Genomic DNA, 18,819 nt, shown 5'->3' on the forward strand with positions numbered 1-18,819 from the left:
GCCAAGATGGTGGGAGCGTCTCTTCGGTTAAGGCCGCCCGAACAGTGTCACCATGACGGTTCATCAGATGATGTCGTCCGGCAGCTCGGCCGCCGACTCCTCGGGCGCGAGGTCCGGCCGCAGCCGCAGCCAGGACGGCTGGCGCAGCATGCCCGCCCGGGTACGGGTGCTGTAGCGGACCTCGCCGACCAGCCGGGGCAGCACCCAGTGGGCGCCCGCGACCGGCGGCACCGGGTCGAAGGGGCACACGTCGGTCGCGGCGGCGCGCAGCAGCGCGGCGAGGTGTTCCCGCTCGGGCTCGCTCCAGCCGGTGCCCACCCCGCCGACGTACCGCAGACGCCCCGCGGCACGCTGCCCGACCAGCACGGCCCCCGGCAGGCCGGTCAGCCGCCCCTTTCCGTGCAGCCAGCCGCCCACGACGACGTCCTCACTGCGCATGTTCCGGATCTTGATCCAGGCCCGGGAGCGCACCCCGGGTTCGTACGCCGAGTCCAGCCGTTTGCAGACCAGGCCCTCCAGCCCGTGCTCACGGGTGGCCCGCAGGGCCTGGTCGCCGTGGCCGACGAGGGCGCCCGGAGTCGACCAGTAGGGGCCGGTGAGGCCCAGTTCCTCCAGGAGCGCGCGCCGGCGGGTGTAGGGGAGGGCGACGAGGGATTGTCCTCCCAGGTGCATCACGTCGAACAGGACGAGATGGACGGGCAGCTCCGCCGCCCTGCGTGCCGCTCGGCCGGGCGACTGGACCAGGCCCATACGGGACTGCAGCAACTGGAAGTCGGCGCGGCCCCGTTCGTCCAGTGCCAGCACCTCCCCGTCCAGCACGGCGGGCGTCGGGCCGAGCGCGCGGCCCAGCGGCAGCAGCTCGGGGTAGGCGACGGTGACGACCTCCCCGGACCGGGCGCGCAGGACCACGTCGCCGTCCCCGGCGAGATACACCACCACCCGCTGGCCGTCCTGCTTCGTCTCGTACGCCCAGTGGGCGTCCTGTGCGGCGGGCGGCAGGGTGCCGGGTGTCGCGAGCATGGGCGGGATCAACGGGAGGCTCACGGGTCAGTTGTGGACACTCCCGCCCTGCGCCACGCGCGCCGGTCGCCGGGTTCCCCTGAACGGCGCCGTCCGCCCGCGGCACCCGGGCTGAGCCGCGGGCCGTCGGATCGCGCCCCGGTCGGCACCCGGCACCTGGCGATCGACGGACCTGGCCACGCGGCCGACGGCACGGCCCGCACCAGCCCGGGGGCAGGATGCTCATCAGGAGCTCGCCGGCCGGTGTCCGCCTACGGCGCGGACCACCCGGACACCGACCGGGACCGGCGAGGGACCGACCGGGACTGCCCGGGTCCGCCTGGTACTGCTAAGGGCTGCCCGGGGCCGCCCGGGACGGCCTGGGACTGCCCGGACTGCCAGGACTGCCAGGACTGCCCGGGACCATCCGGACTCCACCCGGAACTACCTGGGAACGCCGGGCCCCACCCGGCCTCGCCGGGGCCCCACCCGGAGCCGCCGCCCCCGCTCGGAACGACCGCTCCCCGCCCGGAGCCGCCGCCCCCGCCCGGAACCCCCGCCCCCCGCCGAAGCCGCCCCGCCCCGCGCCCTCAGTTCCCCGCCGGCGCGTCGGCCGTCGGTTTTCCGGCCGTGGGTGCCGGGGTCGGTTTCAGGGCCGGCCGCTGCCGGGGGATGAAGGCGGCGATCGCGAAGGCGAGGAGAGCGGCGCCCGCGCCGATCGCCATGACCGTGCGGAACCCGTCCTTCGACGGCAGGGCGTAGCCGCCCAGCGTGATGGTCATCTGCGAGAGGATGACACCCGCGATGGCGCTGGCCACCGACGTACCGATGGACCGCATCAGGGTGTTGAGGCTGTTCGCGGCGGCCGTCTCGCCGGCGGGCACCGCGCCCATGATCAGGGCGGGCATCGAGCCGTACGTGAAGCCGATGCCGGCGCCGATGACGCAGGAGACCAGCACCAGGTGCCAGACCTCGGACATCAGCACGATGTTCAGGCCGTACCCGCAGGCCACGATGACCGCGCCGATCATCAGCGTCACCTTGGGCCCCTTGGCCTTGGAGACACTGGCGGAGACCGGGGCGGTCGCCATCATCACCAGGCCGGAGGGCGCCATCACCAATCCGGCCGTCAGCAGCGACTTGCCCAGGCCGTAGCCGGTCTGCTCCGGCAGCTGGAGCAGTTGCGGGAGGACCAGGGACATCGCGAACATCGAGAAGCCGATCGCCACCGAAGCCAGGTTGGTGACCAGCACCTGACGGCGGGCGGTGGTGCGCAGGTCCACCAGCGGCTGCGCGGTGCGCATCTCGAAGAGGCCCCAGGCCAGCAGGACGAGTACGGCCGCGGCCAACAGGCCGAGCGTGGTGCCGCTGGTCCAGCCCCAGTCGGCGCCCTTGGAGATCGCCAGCAGCAGGCACACCAGACCGGTCGCCATGCCGAGCGCGCCGACCAGGTCGAAGCGACCGCCGGTACGTACCCGCGACTCCGGCACGAAGGCGACGACGAGCACCAGGGCGATCACGCCCATCGCGGCGGAGGCCCAGAACAGGACGTGCCAGTCGAAGTTGTCGGCGATCAGCGCGGCCGTCGGCAGACCGAGGGCGCCACCGACCCCGAGGGAGGCGCTCATCAGCGCGGTCGACCCCGCCAGCCGCTCGGCGGGCAGCTCGTCCCGCATGATGCTGATGCCCAGCGGGATCACGCCGGAGGCCAGGCCCTGCAGGGCCCGGCCGATGATCATCGGGACCAGTTCGTCGCTGAGCGCGCAGGCCACCGAGCCGATCACCAGCATCACGACACTGATCATCAGCATGCGGCGCTTGCCGTACATGTCACCGAGGCGGCCCACCACCGGAGTGGCCACCGCCGCCGCCAGCAGGGTGGCGGTCACCGCCCAGGCGGTGTCGGAGGCCGGGGCGTCCAGCAGCCGGGGGAGCTCCGGCACGATCGGGATCACCAGGGTCTGCATCAGCGCGACGACGATGCCGGCGAAGGCCAGCACCGCCACCACGGCGTTGGGTCTCGGCGCGGCGGTGCCCCCGGCGTCGGCGGACGGGGCAAGGGCGTCGGACATGCGTGGCCTCCGTGGGCGTGAGAGAGAAGTGCGCAGAATTAAAGCAGCTGCTTGACTTAGCTTAGAGGCTCCGCCGGCCTGCGTAGGCTTCCGTCATCGGAGGATCGCCGCCCGGGCGGCGGCCCCGCGACGGTTCCGAGGGACTGGCCGGCGCGGGGTGTCGTAAGTCGTCACAAGTCCCGGTGCGGTGGTGATCATGGCGGGCAGGACGGTACGGGCCGAACAGGTCAGCGCGACACGGGAGCTGATCCTGACCGCCGCGGAACGGCTGTTCGCCGAACGCGGCGTCTACACGGTGTCCAACCGCCAGGTCAGCGAGGCCGCGGGCCAGGGCAACAACGCGGCCGTCGGCTACCACTTCGGCACCAAGACCGACCTGGTCCGGGCGATCATCCGCAAGCACGCGGCGCGGATCGAGGAGATCCGGGCCCGGCTGCTGGCCGCCGTCGGCGACTCCACCGACGTACGCGACTGGGTGGACTGCCTGGTGCGACCGGTGCCCGAACACCTGGCGGCGCTGGGCAGCCCCACCTGGTACGCCCGGTTCTGCGCGCAGGTGATGACCGACCCGGCGCTGAGGCGGCTCATGGCGGAGGAGTCCCTCTCCTCGCCGTCCCTGCGGCAGATCGTCGAGGGGGTGAGGCGCTGCCTGCCCGACATGCCGGACGAAGTGCGGGTCGAACGCGGGGACATGGTCCGTCATCTCATCGTGCACGTCGCCGCCGAGCGGGAGCGTGCCCTCGCCGAGAACACCCCCACTCCCCGGACCAGTTGGCATGACGCCACGACCGGGCTCGTGGACGCGGTCGTCGGGATGTGGCTGGCACCCGTCACCCGTGGCGGGAAAATTACTTGAGTTAGGCAAGCAGCGGGGTAGGGTGAACGCATGTACGGCAGCACCCGCGAGCAACCGGCGCCGGCCCGCGGGGCCGGACAGCACCTCCTGCTGGTCGTCGACGAGCCGGACATCACCGAACTGCTCTCCACCACCCTCGAACTGGCGGGCTATCGGATCTCCGTGGCCGGCAGCGGAACCGAGGCGCTTGCGCGGCTGGCCGAGCGCAGGTTCGACCTGCTGGTCGTCGACGCGAACCTCCCGGACATGGAGCGCCTCGGCCGCGAGAGGCCGACCGTCACCGACCGCCCCCCGGTGCTCCTGCTGACCGTGTACGAGTCCCTGGACAGCCTGGTGCCCGAACTCGGCCTGGGGGAGCGGGACTACGTCACCAAGCCGTTCCGGTTGGCCGAGGTCCTCGCACGGGTACAGGTCCTGCTGCGCGGACCGGGCCCACGGCGGACCCGGGGCGACGCGCTGAGCTATGGCGACCTTGTCCTCGATGACACCCTGTGTGAGGCGCGGCGCGGCACGCGGGCGCTCGGCCTCACGCCGGCCGAGTACCGGCTGCTGCGCCATCTCCTCGTCAACGCGCACCGGGTGCTGTCCAAGGAGCAGATCGGCCGCTATGTCTGGGGCGACCACCGCGGCGACAACGCCATCGAGCAACTCGTCTCCCGGCTGCGCCGCAAGGTGGACCGGGACGCGCCCGCGCTGATCCACACCCGCCGGGGCTTCGGCTACTGGCTGGGGGGCGCGGACGCCGAGTCCTGAGCGTCGGAGAGCAAACGCGTCGCTGGCGTCAGCCGCTGCTCTTCGGTGTACCTCCGCACGCGGCACGGGGGTAGGCGCACCGGCGTCCTCATGTTCACAACTTCCTTACCTCTCAGGAGGATTGCCCTGTCCTGAAGTCGACTGTGATCCGTGCCACGTCAGCTTCGTGTCAGGGAACTGACGGGTGGGCGTCAGCCCCCTCTGTTTGCATGTGCTCATCGAGGCCTCGCCCCCTTCACCCCGGCGCTCCGCCCGTCGAGCGGAGCCCCCCAACCGAGGAGAACCATGGCCGACACCCTGACCGGCAGCACCCCCGACGCGGCCCCGCCGGTCCCCGAGTTCCCGATGGCCAGGGCCGCCGGCTGTCCCTTCGACCCGCCCCCGGCCCTCCAGGCCCAGCAGGACGAGGGCCGGCTCGTGAAGGTCCGCCTCTGGGACGGCAGTACGCCCTGGCTGGTGACCCGCTACGAGGACCAGCGCGCCCTGCTCCTGGACCCCCGCGTCAGCGCCGACATCACCAGCCCCGGATATCCGCTCCAGGCGCCCAGCAACGGCAAGAACAACATCAGCTTCATCCTCATGGACGACCCCGAGCACGCCCGCCTGCGGCGCATGGTGACCGCGCCGTTCGCCGTGAGGAAGGTCGAGGCGCTGCGGCCCGGGGTGCAGAAGATCGTGGACGACCTCATCGACGACATGCTCGCCGCGGGCGGTCCCCTCGACCTGGTCGAGGCGTTCGCCCTGCCGGTGCCCTCGCTGGTGATCTGCCAGTTGCTCGGAGTGCCGTACACGGACCACGACTTCTTCCAGGAGAACAGCAAGACCCTGATCAAGCGGGACGCGGCCATGGAGGACCGGATGGCCGCCCATGGACGGCTGATCGGCTACCTCGACGACCTCATGGGCCGGAAGATGACCGAACCCGGCGACGACCTGCTCTCCGGGCTCGTGGCGCGGGTCGAGGCGGGCGAGCTGACCCGGCAGGACGCCGCACAGATGGGTGTGCTGCTGCTCCTGGCCGGCCACGAGACCACCGCCAACATGATCGCGCTCGGCACCCTGGCCCTGCTCGAGAACCCGGAGCAGCTCGCCCTGTTGCGCGAGAGCGACGACCCCAAGCTGGTCGCCTCCGCGGTCGAGGAACTGCTGCGTTACCTCAACATCGTGCACGGCGGCCGGCGTCGGGCGGCCCTGGAGGACATCGAGATCGCCGGACAGGTGATCCGGGCCGGCGAGGGCATGATCATGCCCAACGACATCGCCAACCGTGACCCCGACGCCTTCCCCGACCCCGACGGGCTGGACATCACGCGTGACGCCCGCCGGCACGTCGCCTTCGGCTTCGGCGTCCACCAGTGCCTCGGCCAGCCGCTGGCCCGCATGGAGCTCCAGGTCGTCTACGGCACCCTCTACCGCCGCATCCCGACCCTCCGGCTCGCCGCCGAGGTGGACAGCCTGCCGTTCAAGCACGACGGCTCGATCTACGGCGTCTACTCCCTCCCCGTCACCTGGTGACCTCGCGCCGACGGCCGGCCCCGGTCGGAACCCCCGATCCCCCCACTGAGAACGAACGAGGTACAGATCATGCGTGTGGAACTGGACGAGCCCAAGTGCGTCGCGTCGGGTCAGTGTGTGATGGCCGCCCCCGAGGTCTTCGACCAGCGGGACGAGGACGGCATCGCCTTCGTGCTGGACGAGAAGCCCCCGGCGGACTTGCTCGACGACGTGCGTGAGGCCGTGGCGATCTGCCCGGCCGCCGCCATCCGGCTGGTGGATCAGTGAGGCGGATCGTCGTCGTCGGTGCCTCGGCCGCCGGACTCTCTGCGGCCGAGACCCTCCGCCGCGAGGGTTACGACGGCACGCTCACCCTCGTCGGCGACGAGCCCCTGGCTCCCTACGACCGCCCGCCCCTGTCCAAGCAACTCCTGGCCGCGGTGTGGGAGTCGGGCCGACTGGCCCTGCGCACGCCGGACGACCTGACCGCGCTCGGCCTCGACCTGCGCCTCGGCGTGGCCGCGACCGGGCTCCGACGCGCCGACCGCACGGTGGAGTTGGCCGACGGCTCCGAAGTGCCGTACGACGGGCTGATCGTGGCCACCGGTGTCCGGCCGCGCCGGCTGCCCGGCGAGGGCGCCCATGTGCTGCGCACCCTCGACGACGCCCTGACACTGCGGGAGCGGCTCACACCGGGACGGCACCTGGTCGTGGTGGGCGCCGGTTTCCTCGGCGCGGAGGCCGCCGCCGTCGCCTGGCGCCTCGGTGCGCGGGTGACCCTGCTCGAACCCGCCCCGGTGCCGCTGGCCCACGCCGTCGGCACCGCGGTCGGCGCGGTGCTGACCCGGGCCCATCTGGACCGCGGCGTGGACCTGCGCTGCGGGGTCACCGTGACCGAGGTGACCGAGGACGGAGTGCGGCTCGCCGACGGCGAATCGATCGAGGCCGACGAGGTGTTGGTCGCCGTCGGCTCACTGCCGAACACCGAGTGGCTGGACGGCAGCGGCCTGGCTCTCGGCGACGGCGTGATCTGCGACGAGTACTGCGAGGCCGGGAGGAACGTCTACGCGGCCGGTGACGTCGCCCGCTGGCACAACCCGCTGTTCGGCACCTCGATGCGCGTCGAGCACCGCACCAACGCCGCGGAGCAGGGCATGGCCGCGGCCCGCAACCTGCTCCGTCCCCAGGCGCGCAAGCCGTTCGCGCCGGTGCCGTACTTCTGGTCCGACCAGTACGACATGAAGATCCAGGCGTACGGCTTCCTGCGCGGCCACGACGAGGTCGCCGTGGTGGACGGCGATCTGGCGGAGCGCCGGTTCCTCGCCGTGTACCGCACCGGCGACCGGGTGAGCGGCGTCCTCGCGGTCGGGATGCCGCCCAAGGCGATCCGGCCGTGGCGGCAGGCCGTCGCGTCGGGAGCGATGTGGCGCGAGACGGTGCGCGCGGCGGTCCCGGCGACCGAGGCCTGACCGGAGGAAGCCGTCGGGTGAGAGGCGGCGCGGTCGGACGGGCAGTACTCCGCTCCAGGTCAGGCCATGATCACCGCCGCTCCAATTACTTGAGTTAGGCAACAAGATGGTAAAGTGGCTCACATGTCCACACAGCCGCTCCCCGACGTCCCTGCCCCGGAAGTCACCGAGATCGAGCGGGCGCTCACCCGCATCACCTACCTGAGCACCCGCGCCCGGCAGCACGAACGGCTCATGGCCCTGGCCGGGGTGCCGCTGGACCGTGCCGCCGTGGCGCTGCTGCGCCAGGTCGCCGACTCCGATCCGCTGCGGCCGGGGGAGCTGGCCGCACGGCTGGGCGTGGAGGCCTCCCACGTCACACGCACCGTGCAGCAACTGCAGAAGTCGGGGTACGTCACCCGCGTCCCCGACCCGCGGGACCGCCGCGCCCAGCGCATCCAGCTCACCGAGACCGGCCGGCAGGCCATCGCCCGTATCCGGGACGCGGGCGCCCGCGGCATGCAGCTGGCCCTGGCCGACTGGTCGCCCGAGGAACTGCGGCAGCTCGCCACGCTCTTCCACCGCATGGTCGACGACTTCCTGGCCCATGCCGTCGACGACGAGACCGAGCCCGTGCCGACGCGGCCGGCCGGCACCGCCTGAACCGGCGGCCTCCTCACCCGCTCCCCGGCAGGCGTCCCCGCCCGCACACCCGCCGCTCCCCGGCAGGCAGGGGCCCGGCGGGTCCCATCGTCCGACCGCCCAGTAATGTCCGCGGCAGGTCATCTGAGGAGGAACCGTGCCCCGGTCCGAACGCTCGCCCCTGCTGCTCGCCGGCCTGTTGGCCGCCGCGGGTGTCACCCACTTCGCCGCTCCACGCCCCTACGACGCGATCGTCCCGAGCGGGCTTCCGGGCTCGGCCAGGGCCTGGACGTACGCGAGCGGCGTCGCCGAACTGGCGCTGGCCGCGGGCGTGGCACTGCCGCGCACCCGGCGCAGGGCCGCGCTGGTCGCGGCCGCGTTCTTCGTCGGGGTGTTTCCCGCCAACGTCAAGATGGCCATGGACTGGCGGCACCGCCCCGTGCCTGTGAAGGCCGCGGCCTTCGGCCGGCTGCCCCTCCAGGTGCCCCTCGTCCTGTGGGCGCGCAGCGTCGGCGCGAGCGCGGAGGGCCTGTCATGACCGCGCGCATCGAGGTGGGCGGCAAGATCGAGGACTTCACGCTGCCCGACGAGACCGGCACGCCGCGCAGCCTCACCGGACTGCTCGCCGACGGACCCGTCGTCCTGTTCTTCTATCCCGCGGCCCTCAGTCCCGGCTGCACGGCGGAGGCCTGCCACTTCCGTGATCTGGCCGCCGAATTCGCCGCCGTCGGTGCCCGGCCCGTCGGCATCAGCGGCGACGCCGTCGAGCGCCAGCAGGAGTTCGCCGGGCGGCACACCCTGGGCATGCCGCTGCTGTCCGACGCCGACGGGACGGTCCGGGAGCGGTTCGGTGTGAAGCGGGGCTTCTCCCTCGCGCCCACCAAGCGGTCCACCTTCGTCATCGCCGAGGACCGGACGGTGCTGGAGGTCGTACGCAGCGAACTGCGGATGAACACGCACGCCGACCGCGCCCTCGACGCACTGCGCGCCCACCGGAAGTGACTCGGGGCCCTGGTCGCCGCAGCGCGCTTGATGCGGTCTGACAAAGGGACCATCCTGGACGACATGGAGCACGTCCGCGCTGCGGCGACCACGGATGCCCAGGGCATCGTGACGGGGTGGAGCGAGGGTGCCCGGCGGCTGACGGGACACGCGGCCGAGGAGGTCGTGGGGCACGCGGCGCGGGAACTGCTCGCCGATGACCCGCCGGACAGCGCCATGGCGCGGCTGGAGGGCGACGTCGACCTCCGGCACCGGGACGGCAGCTGCGTGACCGTCGCCCTGCGGGCGCAGCCCGTGCTCGGCGCGGACGGCGCACCGAACGGCTACGTGATCACCGAGCAGCCCGGCGGGCGGGAACCCACCCTCGCCGGGCAGGCCTTCGCACAGGCCTCGGTGTCGATGTCGGTCTTCGACCTGCGGCAGCGCTATCTGCGCCTCAACGACACGGCCTGCCGGGTGATGGGGGTGCCGGAGGAGAACCTGCTCGGCCGGCACTACCGGGAGTCCGTGGCGGACGCCGAGCACAGCCGCGGCTTCCACAACAATCTGCGCCAGGTGGCCGAGACGGGCAGACCGGTCCACTACGAGAGCTTCACCGGCGCGCCCGCCCTCAACCGGGAGAACGCCTGGAGCATCGAGATGTGGCCCGTGCGGGACACCTCCGGCGAGGTGACCGCAGTCGCTCTCGCGGCCCTCGACAGCACCGAGCAGTACTGGGCCCGGCAGCGGCTGGCCCTGCTCAACGAGGCGGCAGCCGGCATCGGCACCACCCTGGACGTGGTGCGCACCGCCGAGGAACTGGTCGAACTCCTCGTCCCGCGGTACGCCGACTTCGTCAGCGTGGACGTCCTGGAGTGGGTCCTCGGGGCGGACGAGCCACCGCCGGCCCTGGCCGGCGAGATCGCCCTGCGCCGGGTCGCCCACGGCTCCCGCACCGAGGGCACCCCGGAGGCCGCCGTACACCTGGGCGAGACGGAGGTGTACCCCGCCTACTCGCCGCCCGCGAGAGCGCTCCGGCTGCACCGGGCGGTCCTCAGCCAGGCGGGCGAGCCCGACTTCATGCGCTGGGTCGCCGGACGCAACGCCCGGGCCCCCGCCGGCCGATCGCACCGCAGGGGCGTCCACTCGATGCTCGCGGTGCCCCTGCGAGCCCGGGGTACCACGCTCGGCGCCGCGGTGGCCATCCGTATCGCCCACCCGGACGACTTCGGCGAAGACGACGCCGTCCTGGCCGAGGAACTCGCCAGCCGTGCCGCCGTCTGCATCGACAACGCCCGCCGCTTCGCCCGCGAACGCACCACCGCGCTGGCCCTCCAGCACAGCCTGCTGCCCCGCGGCCTGCCCGGACAGGCCGCGGTCGAGGTCGCCCACCGCTATCTGCCCTCGGGTTCGCTGGCCGGCATCGGCGGCGACTGGTTCGACGTCATCCCCCTCTCCGGCAGCCGGGTCGCCCTGGTCGTCGGCGACGTCGTCGGACACGGCATCCCGTCCTCGGCGACCATGGGCCGCCTGTGCACGGCCGTGCGCACCCTCGCCGACGTGGACCTGCCGCCGGACGAACTGCTCACCCACCTCGACGACCTGGTCACCCACCTGGCCTCCGACGACCGCGAGGGCGAGGCCGCGGAGCTCGGCGCCACCTGCCTCTACTCCGTCTACGACCCGGTCTCCCGCCGCCTGATCCTGGCCTCCGCCGGCCACCCGCAGCCCGCGCTGGTGCTGCCCGACGGCACGGCGAGCCTCGTCCCGCTCGCCGTCGGCCCGCCGCTCGGGGTCGGCGGCCTGCCCTTCGAGGCGACCGAGCTGGAGTTGCCCGAGGGCGCTGTCGTCGCCCTGTACACGGACGGACTCATCGAGGACCGCGACCGCGACGTCGACCACGCCACCAAGGAACTGTGCCGGGCCCTGACCGCCCGCACCGACACCCTCGACGCCCTGTGCGACACGGTTCTCAAGGCCGTACTGCCGGAGGAGCCCGGCGACGACGTGGCCCTGCTGCTCGCACGCACCCGGGCGCTGGGCGGGGACCGCGTCGCCACCTGGGACGTCACCCCGGACCCCGCCCATGTGGCCGCCACCCGGCAGGCCGCAACCGAGCAACTGACCGCGTGGGGACTGGACGAGGCCGCCTTCGTCACCGAACTCGTCGTCAGTGAACTGGTCACCAACGCGATCCGCTACGGCGAACCGCCCATCCAGCTGCGGCTGATCCGCGACCAGACGCTCATCTGCGAGGTCTCCGACGGCAGTTCCACCTCACCGCACCTGCGCCGGGCGCACGCCTTCGACGAGGGAGGCCGCGGCTTGCTCCTGGTCGCCCAGCTCACCCAGCGCTGGGGCAGTCGGCAGACCGGCAGCGGAAAGACGATCTGGGCCGAGCAGTCCCTGACGCCGGAGTCGTGACCACTCAGACGGTGGTGGCCGCCCGTTCCCGCACCACCTCGACGTCCTGCCGGCGGGTCAGCCCCATGCGCTGCTGAAGCCGCGCGAAGTCGGTACGGCCGTGCGTGAACGCGACGATCTCCCCGTCCACGGTGAAGTCCCCGCACGACTGGGCGGCGAGCGCCGCCACGATTTCCGGGCACGTGTCATTGAGGCGCCGGCCCGTCCGCGACAAGAGCGGGACCTGCCCGCCCTCGCGTACCGCCGGCATCCGCACGCCGTCGAGCTTCCGTTCGAAGACCCAGCTCTCGTGCGGGGAACTCCCGCCGTTCGCTCAGTGTCGCGAGCGTCGGCCGTGCGGCCGGCTCCGCGCCCGGTGTGCCTTCCGCAGCAGCCCGAGCTGCTCGTCGGAGAGCGCGTCCAAGGCTCCGGCGGCCACCGCGCTCACCTGTCGCGGGCGTCGGAGGCGACCTGGGCGAGGGTACGGCCCGAGCGCGCGGACCGGGCACGGCGCGGATCGGGAGCACCGACCGCCTTCCCGGGGCTCTTGGCCCGCCCCTCGGACGCCTTCACCAGCAGCCAGGACTCGTCCTTGCCCGCCCGGAAGCGGGTCAGGGCGTACTCGCCGCGCAGCTTCGACCCGTGCAGCCGGAACCTCGCGTGTCCTCGCTCCAGCGACTCACCGAAGTCCACGGGCCGTCCCTCGCGGTCGTGGCTCAGCGGCTCGTACGTGCCGTGGTCCCAGACGATGACCGTGCCCCCGCCGTACTCGCCGCGCGGGATCACACCCTCGAACTCCTCGTACTCCAGCGGGTGATCCTCGGTCGGCACGGCCAGCCGCTTGTCCTTCGGGTCGGCGGACGGGCCCTTGGGGATGGACCAGGACTTCAGTATGTCCTCGACCTGGAGCCGGAAGTCGAAGTGCATGGTGCTTGCGTCATGGATCTGCACGACGAACCGGGGTGCGGAGCCAGGTGACGCCGGCCGTCCCTCCGGCTCCCGGGTCCGGGCGAAGTCTCGTTTGCCGCGGTAGTCCCGCAGCCGGTCACGCTCACCCACCTGCGACTCCTTCCCGAGCGCCGGGCCGCCCCGTCCCACGTCCCCCGGGTACCCCGCCGTGGGGTCAGAACTCCTCGTGTGTCTCGCCGACCCGCCGCTGGGGGCGGTCCGCGATCGCCGCCATCTCGGCGGGGCTCAGCTCCAAGCCGAAGACGTCCAGGTTGCTGCGCTGCCGCTCGGGGGCCGCCGACTTCGGGATGGGGAGCGCGCCGAGCTGGATGTGCCGGCGCAGGACGACCTGGCCGGGGGCCACGCCGGTCTCCTTCTCCAGCCGCTCCCGGGCCTGGGACGATCAACCGGGCGGGCGGGTGCGGGCGGCGCGGACATGACCGTACGACGCCCTGTCGCCTCGTACGGCAATCGCTGTCACGATCTTCGAGGAGCCGGCCCCGGCCGGCCGGTACTGACGGACGGATCAACGGACCATCGGAGCGCGTATGACGACGGACAGGGCCACCGCGGACCGCTCGGACGAGGCTCAGGGGATCGAGGTGAACCCGGTCGCCGGACACATCGGCGCCGAGATCACCGGCGTCGACCTGGCCGGTGACCCGGACGACGCCGTGGTCGCCGCGATCCGGTCGGCGGTGCTGCGCTGGAAGGTGGTGTTCTTCCGGGGACAGCGACTCGATCACGCCGGACAGGTGGCGTTCGCCCGCCGTTTCGGCGAACCGGTGGTGCTGCCCAAGCGCGGCAGCGCCTCCCCGCCCGGCTTCCCGGAGATCGAGACGACCGCCGACCGGCTGGAGCTGGGCGGCAGGTTCGGCATGGAGCACGACGAATGGCTGCGGCGCCGGCGGCACACCCTGCTGCGCGGCTGGCACTGCGACCACGGCGCCCGTATCGACCCGCCCGCCGCGACGATCCTGCGCGCCGAGACCGTCCCGCCGTACGGCGGCGACACCACCTGGTCAAACCTGGCGGCCGCGTACGCCGGACTCTCCGCCCCGGTACGCCAGTTCGTGGACGGCCTCCGGGCCGAGCACCGGCTCGGCGTCGGCTACCAGCCGCGGCCCGGCGACGACGCGTACGTCCGGCATCTGCTGGACCACCAGGTCGCCGCCCTGCACCCGCTGGTGCGGGTCCACCCGGAGACGGGCGAGCGGATCCTGTACGTCAACGGCTACTACGTCGAACAGATCGCCGGCCTCTCCCGCCCCGAGAGCGCCGCGATCCTGCAGATGCTGCTGGAGCAGGCGACCCGGCCCGAGTACACGGTCCGCTTCCGCTGGGAGCCGGGCAGCGTCGCCTTCTGGGACAACCGGGCCACCATCCACCTCGCGCCCGGCGACAATGCCCACCTGGGCTTTCCCCGGACCATGCACCGGGTGATGCTCACCGGGGAAGTCCCGGTCGGGGTGGACGGCAGGACGTCGGAGCCGATCGTGGGGACCGAGCCCGGCCGCTGGTGAGCTCAGGCGCTCGCCCGCCAGCCGAGCGCGGGGCCGAGTTTCGTCGCCATGTCGGTGAGGATCTGCACGTAGTCCTCGTGCTCGAAGGTGAACGGCAGCGCGAACGCCACCTCGTCGACCTCGCGGAACGCGGCGTGCGCGTGCAGGCGCTCGGCGATCTCGTCCGAGGTGCCGACGATGTCGGGGGCGAACATCAGCCGGGCCGGTCCCTGCGGGGCGGCGGTACGGGGGGTGCGCTTGGCCGCGTACTCCTCGTACTTCGCGCGCTGTTCCGGCGAGGCGGAGTCGGTGGGGATGACGACGAGGCCCTGGGAGACGCGGGCCGCCTCGCCGTCGGGGTGGGCGGCGCGGAAGGCGCGGATGTGGGACAGCTGGATCTCGGCGAAGTCCGGCGTCCCTTCGGTCTCCTCCGCCTTGACGACGCTGCTGACCAGGAAGTTCATGCCGTGCTCAGCGGCCCAGCGCGCCGAACCGAGACTGCCGCCGCCGTACCACAGGCGGCGGCCCAGACCGGGGGAGTGGGGCTGTACCCGGTCCGAGAAGACCTCGAAGCCCTCGGTGCCGCTGAACTCGGTGGCCGGCTCGCCCCGCACCAAGTCCAGCAGCCGCCTCACCCGCTCGTAGCTGAAGTCCTCGGCGTCCGCCGTGTCCGGGTACAGCGCGTCCTTGACCTCGGCGTAGCGCATCGGCGGCCCGACGCTCACCCCTGGGTTGAGCCGGCCGCCGGACAGCAGGTCGACGGTCGCCAGGTCCTCGGCAAGGCGCAGCGGGTTCTCCCAGCCCAGCGGGATCACCGCGGTGCCGAGCTCGATCCGGCTGGTGCGCTGCGAGGCCGCCGCCAGGACCGCGACGGGGGACGAGATGCCGTACTGCAGATGGCGGTGGCGCAGCCACGCGCTGTCGAAACCCAGCCGCTCGCCCAGTTCGATGATCTCCAGCGTGGACTCGTGGCCTCGGCGCGGATCCGCCTCGTCGAACAGGCCGATGGTCAGGAAGCCGAGCTTGCGCAACGGGCGAGAGGTGGGCGGCACGGGCTCCTCCGGCGTTCTTCGATCATGGCGTACGGCAGTGCCAACCGGACCGGGCCGGGAAGTGTTCCCCCTGCTCCGGTCCGGTCCCGTCCGTCACGTCAGGTCAGGTCAGGTCAGGTCAGTGGAATGGTCACCTCGTCCTCCACCGGCGGGTCGATCTCCTGGGCGAGGTTTCCGGTGGCGGCGTAGCAGCGCAGCCGGATCTGCCGCGGGGTGACGTCGAGGCGCAGGAAGCACTTGAAGAACGGCGGGCTGTACGTCGCCGAGCTCGGCGAGAACAGCTGCGTGTAGATCTTGCGGACCGGGAGGCGGAACCGCGAGGTGCGGTCGGGGCGGCCCCCGGCGCCCAGGAGACTGGCCACCAGCCGGGTGCGCAGGGTGACCCGGGCGGCCTCGCCGGGGGTGCGGGTCGGCGGGATGCCGAGCCGTTCGGCGATCACGGCCGTCGCCTCCGCCTCGGTGAGGGTGAAGAAGCGGCGCAGACGCAGTCTGCGGCCGTAGAGCCTGCTGTAGAAGGCGAGGGAGTCGCCGCGCAGCGGGTAGCAGCGGAAGTCCTTCTCGGTGACGTCGGCGACCGAGACGCGGGGGATGGTGTGGGTGGCGTGCATGAACGCGCCGCCGCCGCCCGAGACGACGTACTGGAGGGTGCGGCCGTCCACCTGGACCGGATAGCGCTGGTAGTTGTGGATGTCGCCGCCTATCGCGGCCACGTAGTGGTGGCCGGGGTCGCGGACGATGTCGTCGACCGTGCCGCCGCCCTCTATCGGGCAGGGGCGGTGCTCGCCGTCCACGTACAGCGGCGAGCCGGTGATGAGTATCTTCGGCCGGGAGCCCTGGGAGACCTCGCGGAGCCAGGCGCCCTGCTCGGCGTCGAGGGTGCCCAGCAGTCCCGTGTCGATCCCTATGATCCGCACCGGTCCTGCGTCCACCGCCCAGTACGGGCCCGGCTGGACGGCCTGTTGGGCCGGCGCGGCACGCAACCGGCGGGCCTGGTCGAGGTGTTGGCCGTCGTGCGGGCGCGGCCGGTGCCACAGCAGGGAGCGCAGCCAGGCCCGGGTGAGGGGGCGCGGCGCGGGCTCGGGAGCCAGGGGCGTGGCGTCGCCGCAGAAGACGCGCATGAACGCGCCGAGGTCCTCGTACCAGTCGTGGTTGCCGGGTATCGCGTAGATCGGTGCCCGGTAGTCCTGGTACGGGCGGAAGAACTTGGTGCTGTAGTCGTCGGCGCTGCCCACCGGGTAGATCACGTCACTGGCGATCACGGCGAACCGGGTCTCCTGGCTGACCTTCACAAACCCCGGTACGACAGCGTATTGGGGGTCGTCGCCCTCACCCGTGTCGCCGACGACCATGAAGGAGAACGCGTCCGGGTCCTCGCGCCGGATCACCTTGTCGGCGGGCGCGCCGGCCGCCGCCCGCTGCGCCACCCATCGGCTGCGGGTGTGGCCGGTGGGGTCCCCGAACCAGGACGCCAGGACGCCGTTGCGGGCGGCCCACAGCGTCTTCGGGTTCAGCCAGGAGATCTTGTCGACCTTGGACGGCATCAGCCGCTGGTACCGGCCGCGTTCCGCGGTGCCCCAGCCGGCGCCTTCGGCGGTATCGCGTGAGGAGTCAGACACCGGTGCACCGTAACAACGATCTATGACCGGCCGAGAGGGGGGTCGGCTTGGGATGCGCCGCACCGGCTCAGGGCCCAAGGGGACGCCCACGCGGACGGCGTGCCGGAAATCCGGTCCCGCGCCCCGCTTGTGAGGAGCTGTCAGGCCCGGGGATGCGCTCCGACGCCGCGTCAGAAAGCGCACCGCCGGGAGTCAGGACGTACGCGTCAGAACGTGCGCTTCAGGAGGTCCGGCAGAGCCGCCCAGTGCCGTTCGTCGCCGGCGCGGTCGTACGCGGACGGGTCGGCCCGCGTGCAACCGTGGTGCGTGCCCGGGCAGACCTCGCAGGTACTCCTACTCGAACCGCGACGGGTCGCCCGCGCCCTTGCGGATGATCTCGGCCTCGCCCCCGGAGAAGTCGATGACCGTGGTCGGCTCGGTGCCGCAGTCGCCGGAGTCGACCACCGCGTCCAGGACGTGGTCGAGCCGGTCCTTGATCTCCCAGCCCTGGGTCATCGGCTCCTCCTCGTCGGGCAGCAGCAGCGTGCTCGACAGCAGCGGCTCCCCGAGCTCGGTGAGGAGCGCCTGGGTGACGACGTGGTCGGGGATGCGGACGCCGACGGTCTTCTTCTTGGGGTGCTGGAGCATCCGCGGCACCTCCTTCGTCGCGGGCAGGATGAAGGTGTAGCTGCCCGGGGTCGAGGCCTTGATCGCGCGGAAGACGTCGTTGTCGACCCGTACGAACTGGCCGAGCTGTGCGAAGTCCTGGCACACGAGGGTGAAGTGGTGCCGGTCGTCCAGCCGGCGGATGGTCCGGATCCGGTCGATGCCGTCACGGCTGCCGAGCCGGCAGCCCAGGGCGTAACAGGAGTCCGTCGGGTAAGCGATGAGCGCACCGGAGCGGACGCTGTCGGCGACCTGGGAGATGGTGCGCGGCTGGGGGTTGTCGGGGTGCACGTCGAAGTACTTCGCCATCTGCCGAGCTTATGCCGTGCACGGGCGTCCGGCGGCATGGCCCCGCGCGGGGCGCCACCGGAGTCGTACGCCACGGGGAGGGCCGGTCGCCGGGGACGTGCATCCGGTATGCGCCGGGTCTACCGACCGCTGCCTGTGCCGGACGGCAGCGCCGGGAACGCGGCGACGAACTCGGCGACCTCGGGGCGGGCGTCGTTCGCTCGCCAGACCAGGGCCAGTTCGGCCGGGGCGAGACCGCGGACGGGGCGGTGGACCACGTCGGAGCGCTGGTAGAGCTGGGCGTTCTTCTCGGCGATCAGGGCCACGCCCAGACCGGAGGCGATCGCCTCGAAGGTGTCGGCGGGAGAGGTGACCTCGGTTCCGATCCGTGGCTCGCGGCCGCCGCGTGCATCGGTGGCCAGCCAGAACTCCCGTACCGGACCGGCCGCGCGGGGCAGCGCGACATAGGCCTCGTCGGCGAGGTCGGCGAAGTCCACCTCGGACTTGGCCGCGAGCGGGTGACCGGCGGGCAGGGAGACCCAGCGGGGTTCCCGGATCAGGGTGCGGGAGACGAGGCCGGGGCCGGGCAGGGGCAGCCAGAGGAACGCGACGTCCGAGCCGCCGTCGCCGAGCCCGGCCGTCGGATCCTCCCAGCTGACCAGCCGCAGCGAGATCCGCCAGCCCTCGTCCCGGAACCGGGCCAGTGCCTCGCGCTGCAGATCCCGGCCGACGGCCGTCTGCATGCCGACGGTGAGCGTGAACGTCGGCCCGGCGGCCCGCGCCTCCTGCCAGGCCTCCTGCCACGCGGCCACCAGCTCCCGCGCCGTCGGCAGCAGGGCCTGCCCCTGGGGCGTCAACACCACCTCGCGGGGCCGTCGTTCCAGCAGCGGGAAGCCCAGCTGCCGCTCCAGCGCCCGGATCTGCTTCGACAGCGCGGGCTGGGAGATGTACACCTTCTGGGCCGCGACGGTGAAGTGCAGATGCTCCGCGAGCACCGTGAAGTACCGAAGGTCCCGCAGATGAACGTCCATAGCCATCGGTTGTGGCGAAAGGTCTTTGACGGTGACAGCGGACCGGGGGGAGGCTGGAGCCGTTCAGACGAACCGGAGGACCAGGAGAG

The 18,819-nt window shown here is 72.5% G+C and carries 18 protein-coding genes and 1 pseudogene; 10 read left to right on the top strand and 9 right to left on the bottom strand.

Going from position 1 to position 18,819, the window contains the following annotated elements:
• Positions 1-63: 63 nt before the first annotated feature.
• Positions 64-1,044, bottom strand: coding sequence for an ATP-dependent DNA ligase (locus ACIBK3_RS34105; protein WP_399371389.1), 981 nt, complete (start codon positions 1,042-1,044; stop codon positions 64-66).
• A 545-nt stretch (positions 1,045-1,589) separates the two neighbouring features.
• The gene (locus ACIBK3_RS34110) at positions 1,590-3,071 is read right to left on the bottom strand and encodes an MFS transporter (RefSeq protein WP_399371391.1); all 1,482 of its coding nucleotides are present in this window, start codon (positions 3,069-3,071) and stop codon (positions 1,590-1,592) included.
• Positions 3,072-3,267: 196 nt separating this feature from the next.
• On the opposite strand from ACIBK3_RS34110, the gene ACIBK3_RS34115 reads away from it, so the two are divergent.
• From ACIBK3_RS34115 to ACIBK3_RS34155, 9 genes are all read left to right on the top strand, one after another.
• Positions 3,268-3,927, top strand: a complete 660-nt coding sequence (locus ACIBK3_RS34115; protein WP_399371392.1) for a TetR/AcrR family transcriptional regulator — start codon at positions 3,268-3,270, stop codon at positions 3,925-3,927.
• 30 nt (positions 3,928-3,957) lie between these two features.
• On the top strand, positions 3,958-4,680 hold the full coding sequence (locus ACIBK3_RS34120; RefSeq protein ID WP_399371393.1) for a response regulator transcription factor: 723 nt from the start codon (positions 3,958-3,960) through the stop codon (positions 4,678-4,680).
• A 285-nt stretch (positions 4,681-4,965) separates the two neighbouring features.
• The gene (locus ACIBK3_RS34125) at positions 4,966-6,195 is read left to right on the top strand and encodes a cytochrome P450 (protein WP_399371394.1); all 1,230 of its coding nucleotides are present in this window, start codon (positions 4,966-4,968) and stop codon (positions 6,193-6,195) included.
• A 69-nt stretch (positions 6,196-6,264) separates the two neighbouring features.
• Positions 6,265-6,462: a ferredoxin gene (locus ACIBK3_RS34130; protein WP_030943010.1), complete on the top strand. Its 198-nt coding sequence runs from the start codon at positions 6,265-6,267 to the stop codon at positions 6,460-6,462.
• Positions 6,459-7,643 (top strand): NAD(P)/FAD-dependent oxidoreductase, encoded by a 1,185-nt coding sequence (locus tag ACIBK3_RS34135; protein WP_399371395.1) that lies wholly within the window; start codon positions 6,459-6,461, stop codon positions 7,641-7,643. The genes ACIBK3_RS34130 and ACIBK3_RS34135 overlap by 4 nt, the downstream gene beginning before the upstream one ends.
• Positions 7,644-7,766: 123 nt before the next feature.
• Positions 7,767-8,285, top strand: coding sequence for a MarR family winged helix-turn-helix transcriptional regulator (locus ACIBK3_RS34140; RefSeq protein ID WP_399371396.1), 519 nt, complete (start codon positions 7,767-7,769; stop codon positions 8,283-8,285).
• Positions 8,286-8,421: 136 nt separating this feature from the next.
• Positions 8,422-8,802: a hypothetical protein gene (locus ACIBK3_RS34145; RefSeq protein WP_399371397.1), complete on the top strand. Its 381-nt coding sequence runs from the start codon at positions 8,422-8,424 to the stop codon at positions 8,800-8,802.
• The gene (locus ACIBK3_RS34150; RefSeq protein ID WP_399371398.1) at positions 8,799-9,266 is read left to right on the top strand and encodes a peroxiredoxin; all 468 of its coding nucleotides are present in this window, start codon (positions 8,799-8,801) and stop codon (positions 9,264-9,266) included. The genes ACIBK3_RS34145 and ACIBK3_RS34150 overlap by 4 nt, the downstream gene beginning before the upstream one ends.
• Before the next feature lie 63 nt (positions 9,267-9,329).
• Positions 9,330-11,669: a SpoIIE family protein phosphatase gene (locus ACIBK3_RS34155; protein WP_399371400.1), complete on the top strand. Its 2,340-nt coding sequence runs from the start codon at positions 9,330-9,332 to the stop codon at positions 11,667-11,669.
• Positions 11,670-11,673: 4 nt separating this feature from the next.
• Here ACIBK3_RS34155 and ACIBK3_RS34160 read toward each other — a convergent pair whose 3' ends face one another.
• From ACIBK3_RS34160 to ACIBK3_RS34170, 3 genes and pseudogenes are all read right to left on the bottom strand, one after another.
• On the bottom strand, positions 11,674-11,919 hold the full coding sequence (locus ACIBK3_RS34160) for a hypothetical protein (RefSeq protein ID WP_399371692.1): 246 nt from the start codon (positions 11,917-11,919) through the stop codon (positions 11,674-11,676).
• A 173-nt stretch (positions 11,920-12,092) separates the two neighbouring features.
• On the bottom strand, positions 12,093-12,707 hold the full coding sequence (locus ACIBK3_RS34165; protein WP_399371401.1) for a DNA polymerase ligase N-terminal domain-containing protein: 615 nt from the start codon (positions 12,705-12,707) through the stop codon (positions 12,093-12,095).
• A 64-nt stretch (positions 12,708-12,771) separates the two neighbouring features.
• Positions 12,772-12,963 (bottom strand): annotated as a pseudogene (locus tag ACIBK3_RS34170) (aldo/keto reductase); the annotation flags it as partial.
• A 181-nt stretch (positions 12,964-13,144) separates the two neighbouring features.
• On the opposite strand from ACIBK3_RS34170, the gene ACIBK3_RS34175 reads away from it, so the two are divergent.
• Positions 13,145-14,119: a TauD/TfdA dioxygenase family protein gene (locus ACIBK3_RS34175; RefSeq protein ID WP_399371403.1), complete on the top strand. Its 975-nt coding sequence runs from the start codon at positions 13,145-13,147 to the stop codon at positions 14,117-14,119.
• 2 nt (positions 14,120-14,121) lie between these two features.
• Here the strand turns inward: ACIBK3_RS34175 and ACIBK3_RS34180 are convergent, their stop codons facing one another.
• The 4 genes from ACIBK3_RS34180 to ACIBK3_RS34195 form a co-directional block, all read right to left on the bottom strand.
• A complete protein-coding gene (locus ACIBK3_RS34180; RefSeq protein WP_399371405.1) occupies positions 14,122-15,150 on the bottom strand; it encodes an LLM class flavin-dependent oxidoreductase in 1,029 nt (342 codons plus the stop codon).
• Between the two features lie 113 nt (positions 15,151-15,263).
• Positions 15,264-16,766 carry a metallophosphoesterase family protein gene (locus ACIBK3_RS34185; protein WP_399371407.1) on the bottom strand — a complete coding sequence of 501 codons (1,503 nt, stop codon included), beginning with the start codon at positions 16,764-16,766 and terminating at the stop codon, positions 15,264-15,266.
• A gap of 333 nt (positions 16,767-17,099) precedes the next feature.
• Entirely contained in the window at positions 17,100-17,720 is a 621-nt protein-coding gene (locus ACIBK3_RS34190) for an L-threonylcarbamoyladenylate synthase (RefSeq protein ID WP_399371408.1), read from the bottom strand.
• 119 nt (positions 17,721-17,839) lie between these two features.
• Positions 17,840-18,730, bottom strand: coding sequence for a LysR family transcriptional regulator (locus tag ACIBK3_RS34195; RefSeq protein WP_399371409.1), 891 nt, complete (start codon positions 18,728-18,730; stop codon positions 17,840-17,842).
• Positions 18,731-18,819 lie beyond the last annotated feature (89 nt).

This window comes from Streptomyces sp. NPDC050287, assembly GCF_044459385.1.
Lineage (GTDB): Bacteria > Actinomycetota > Actinomycetes > Streptomycetales > Streptomycetaceae > Streptomyces.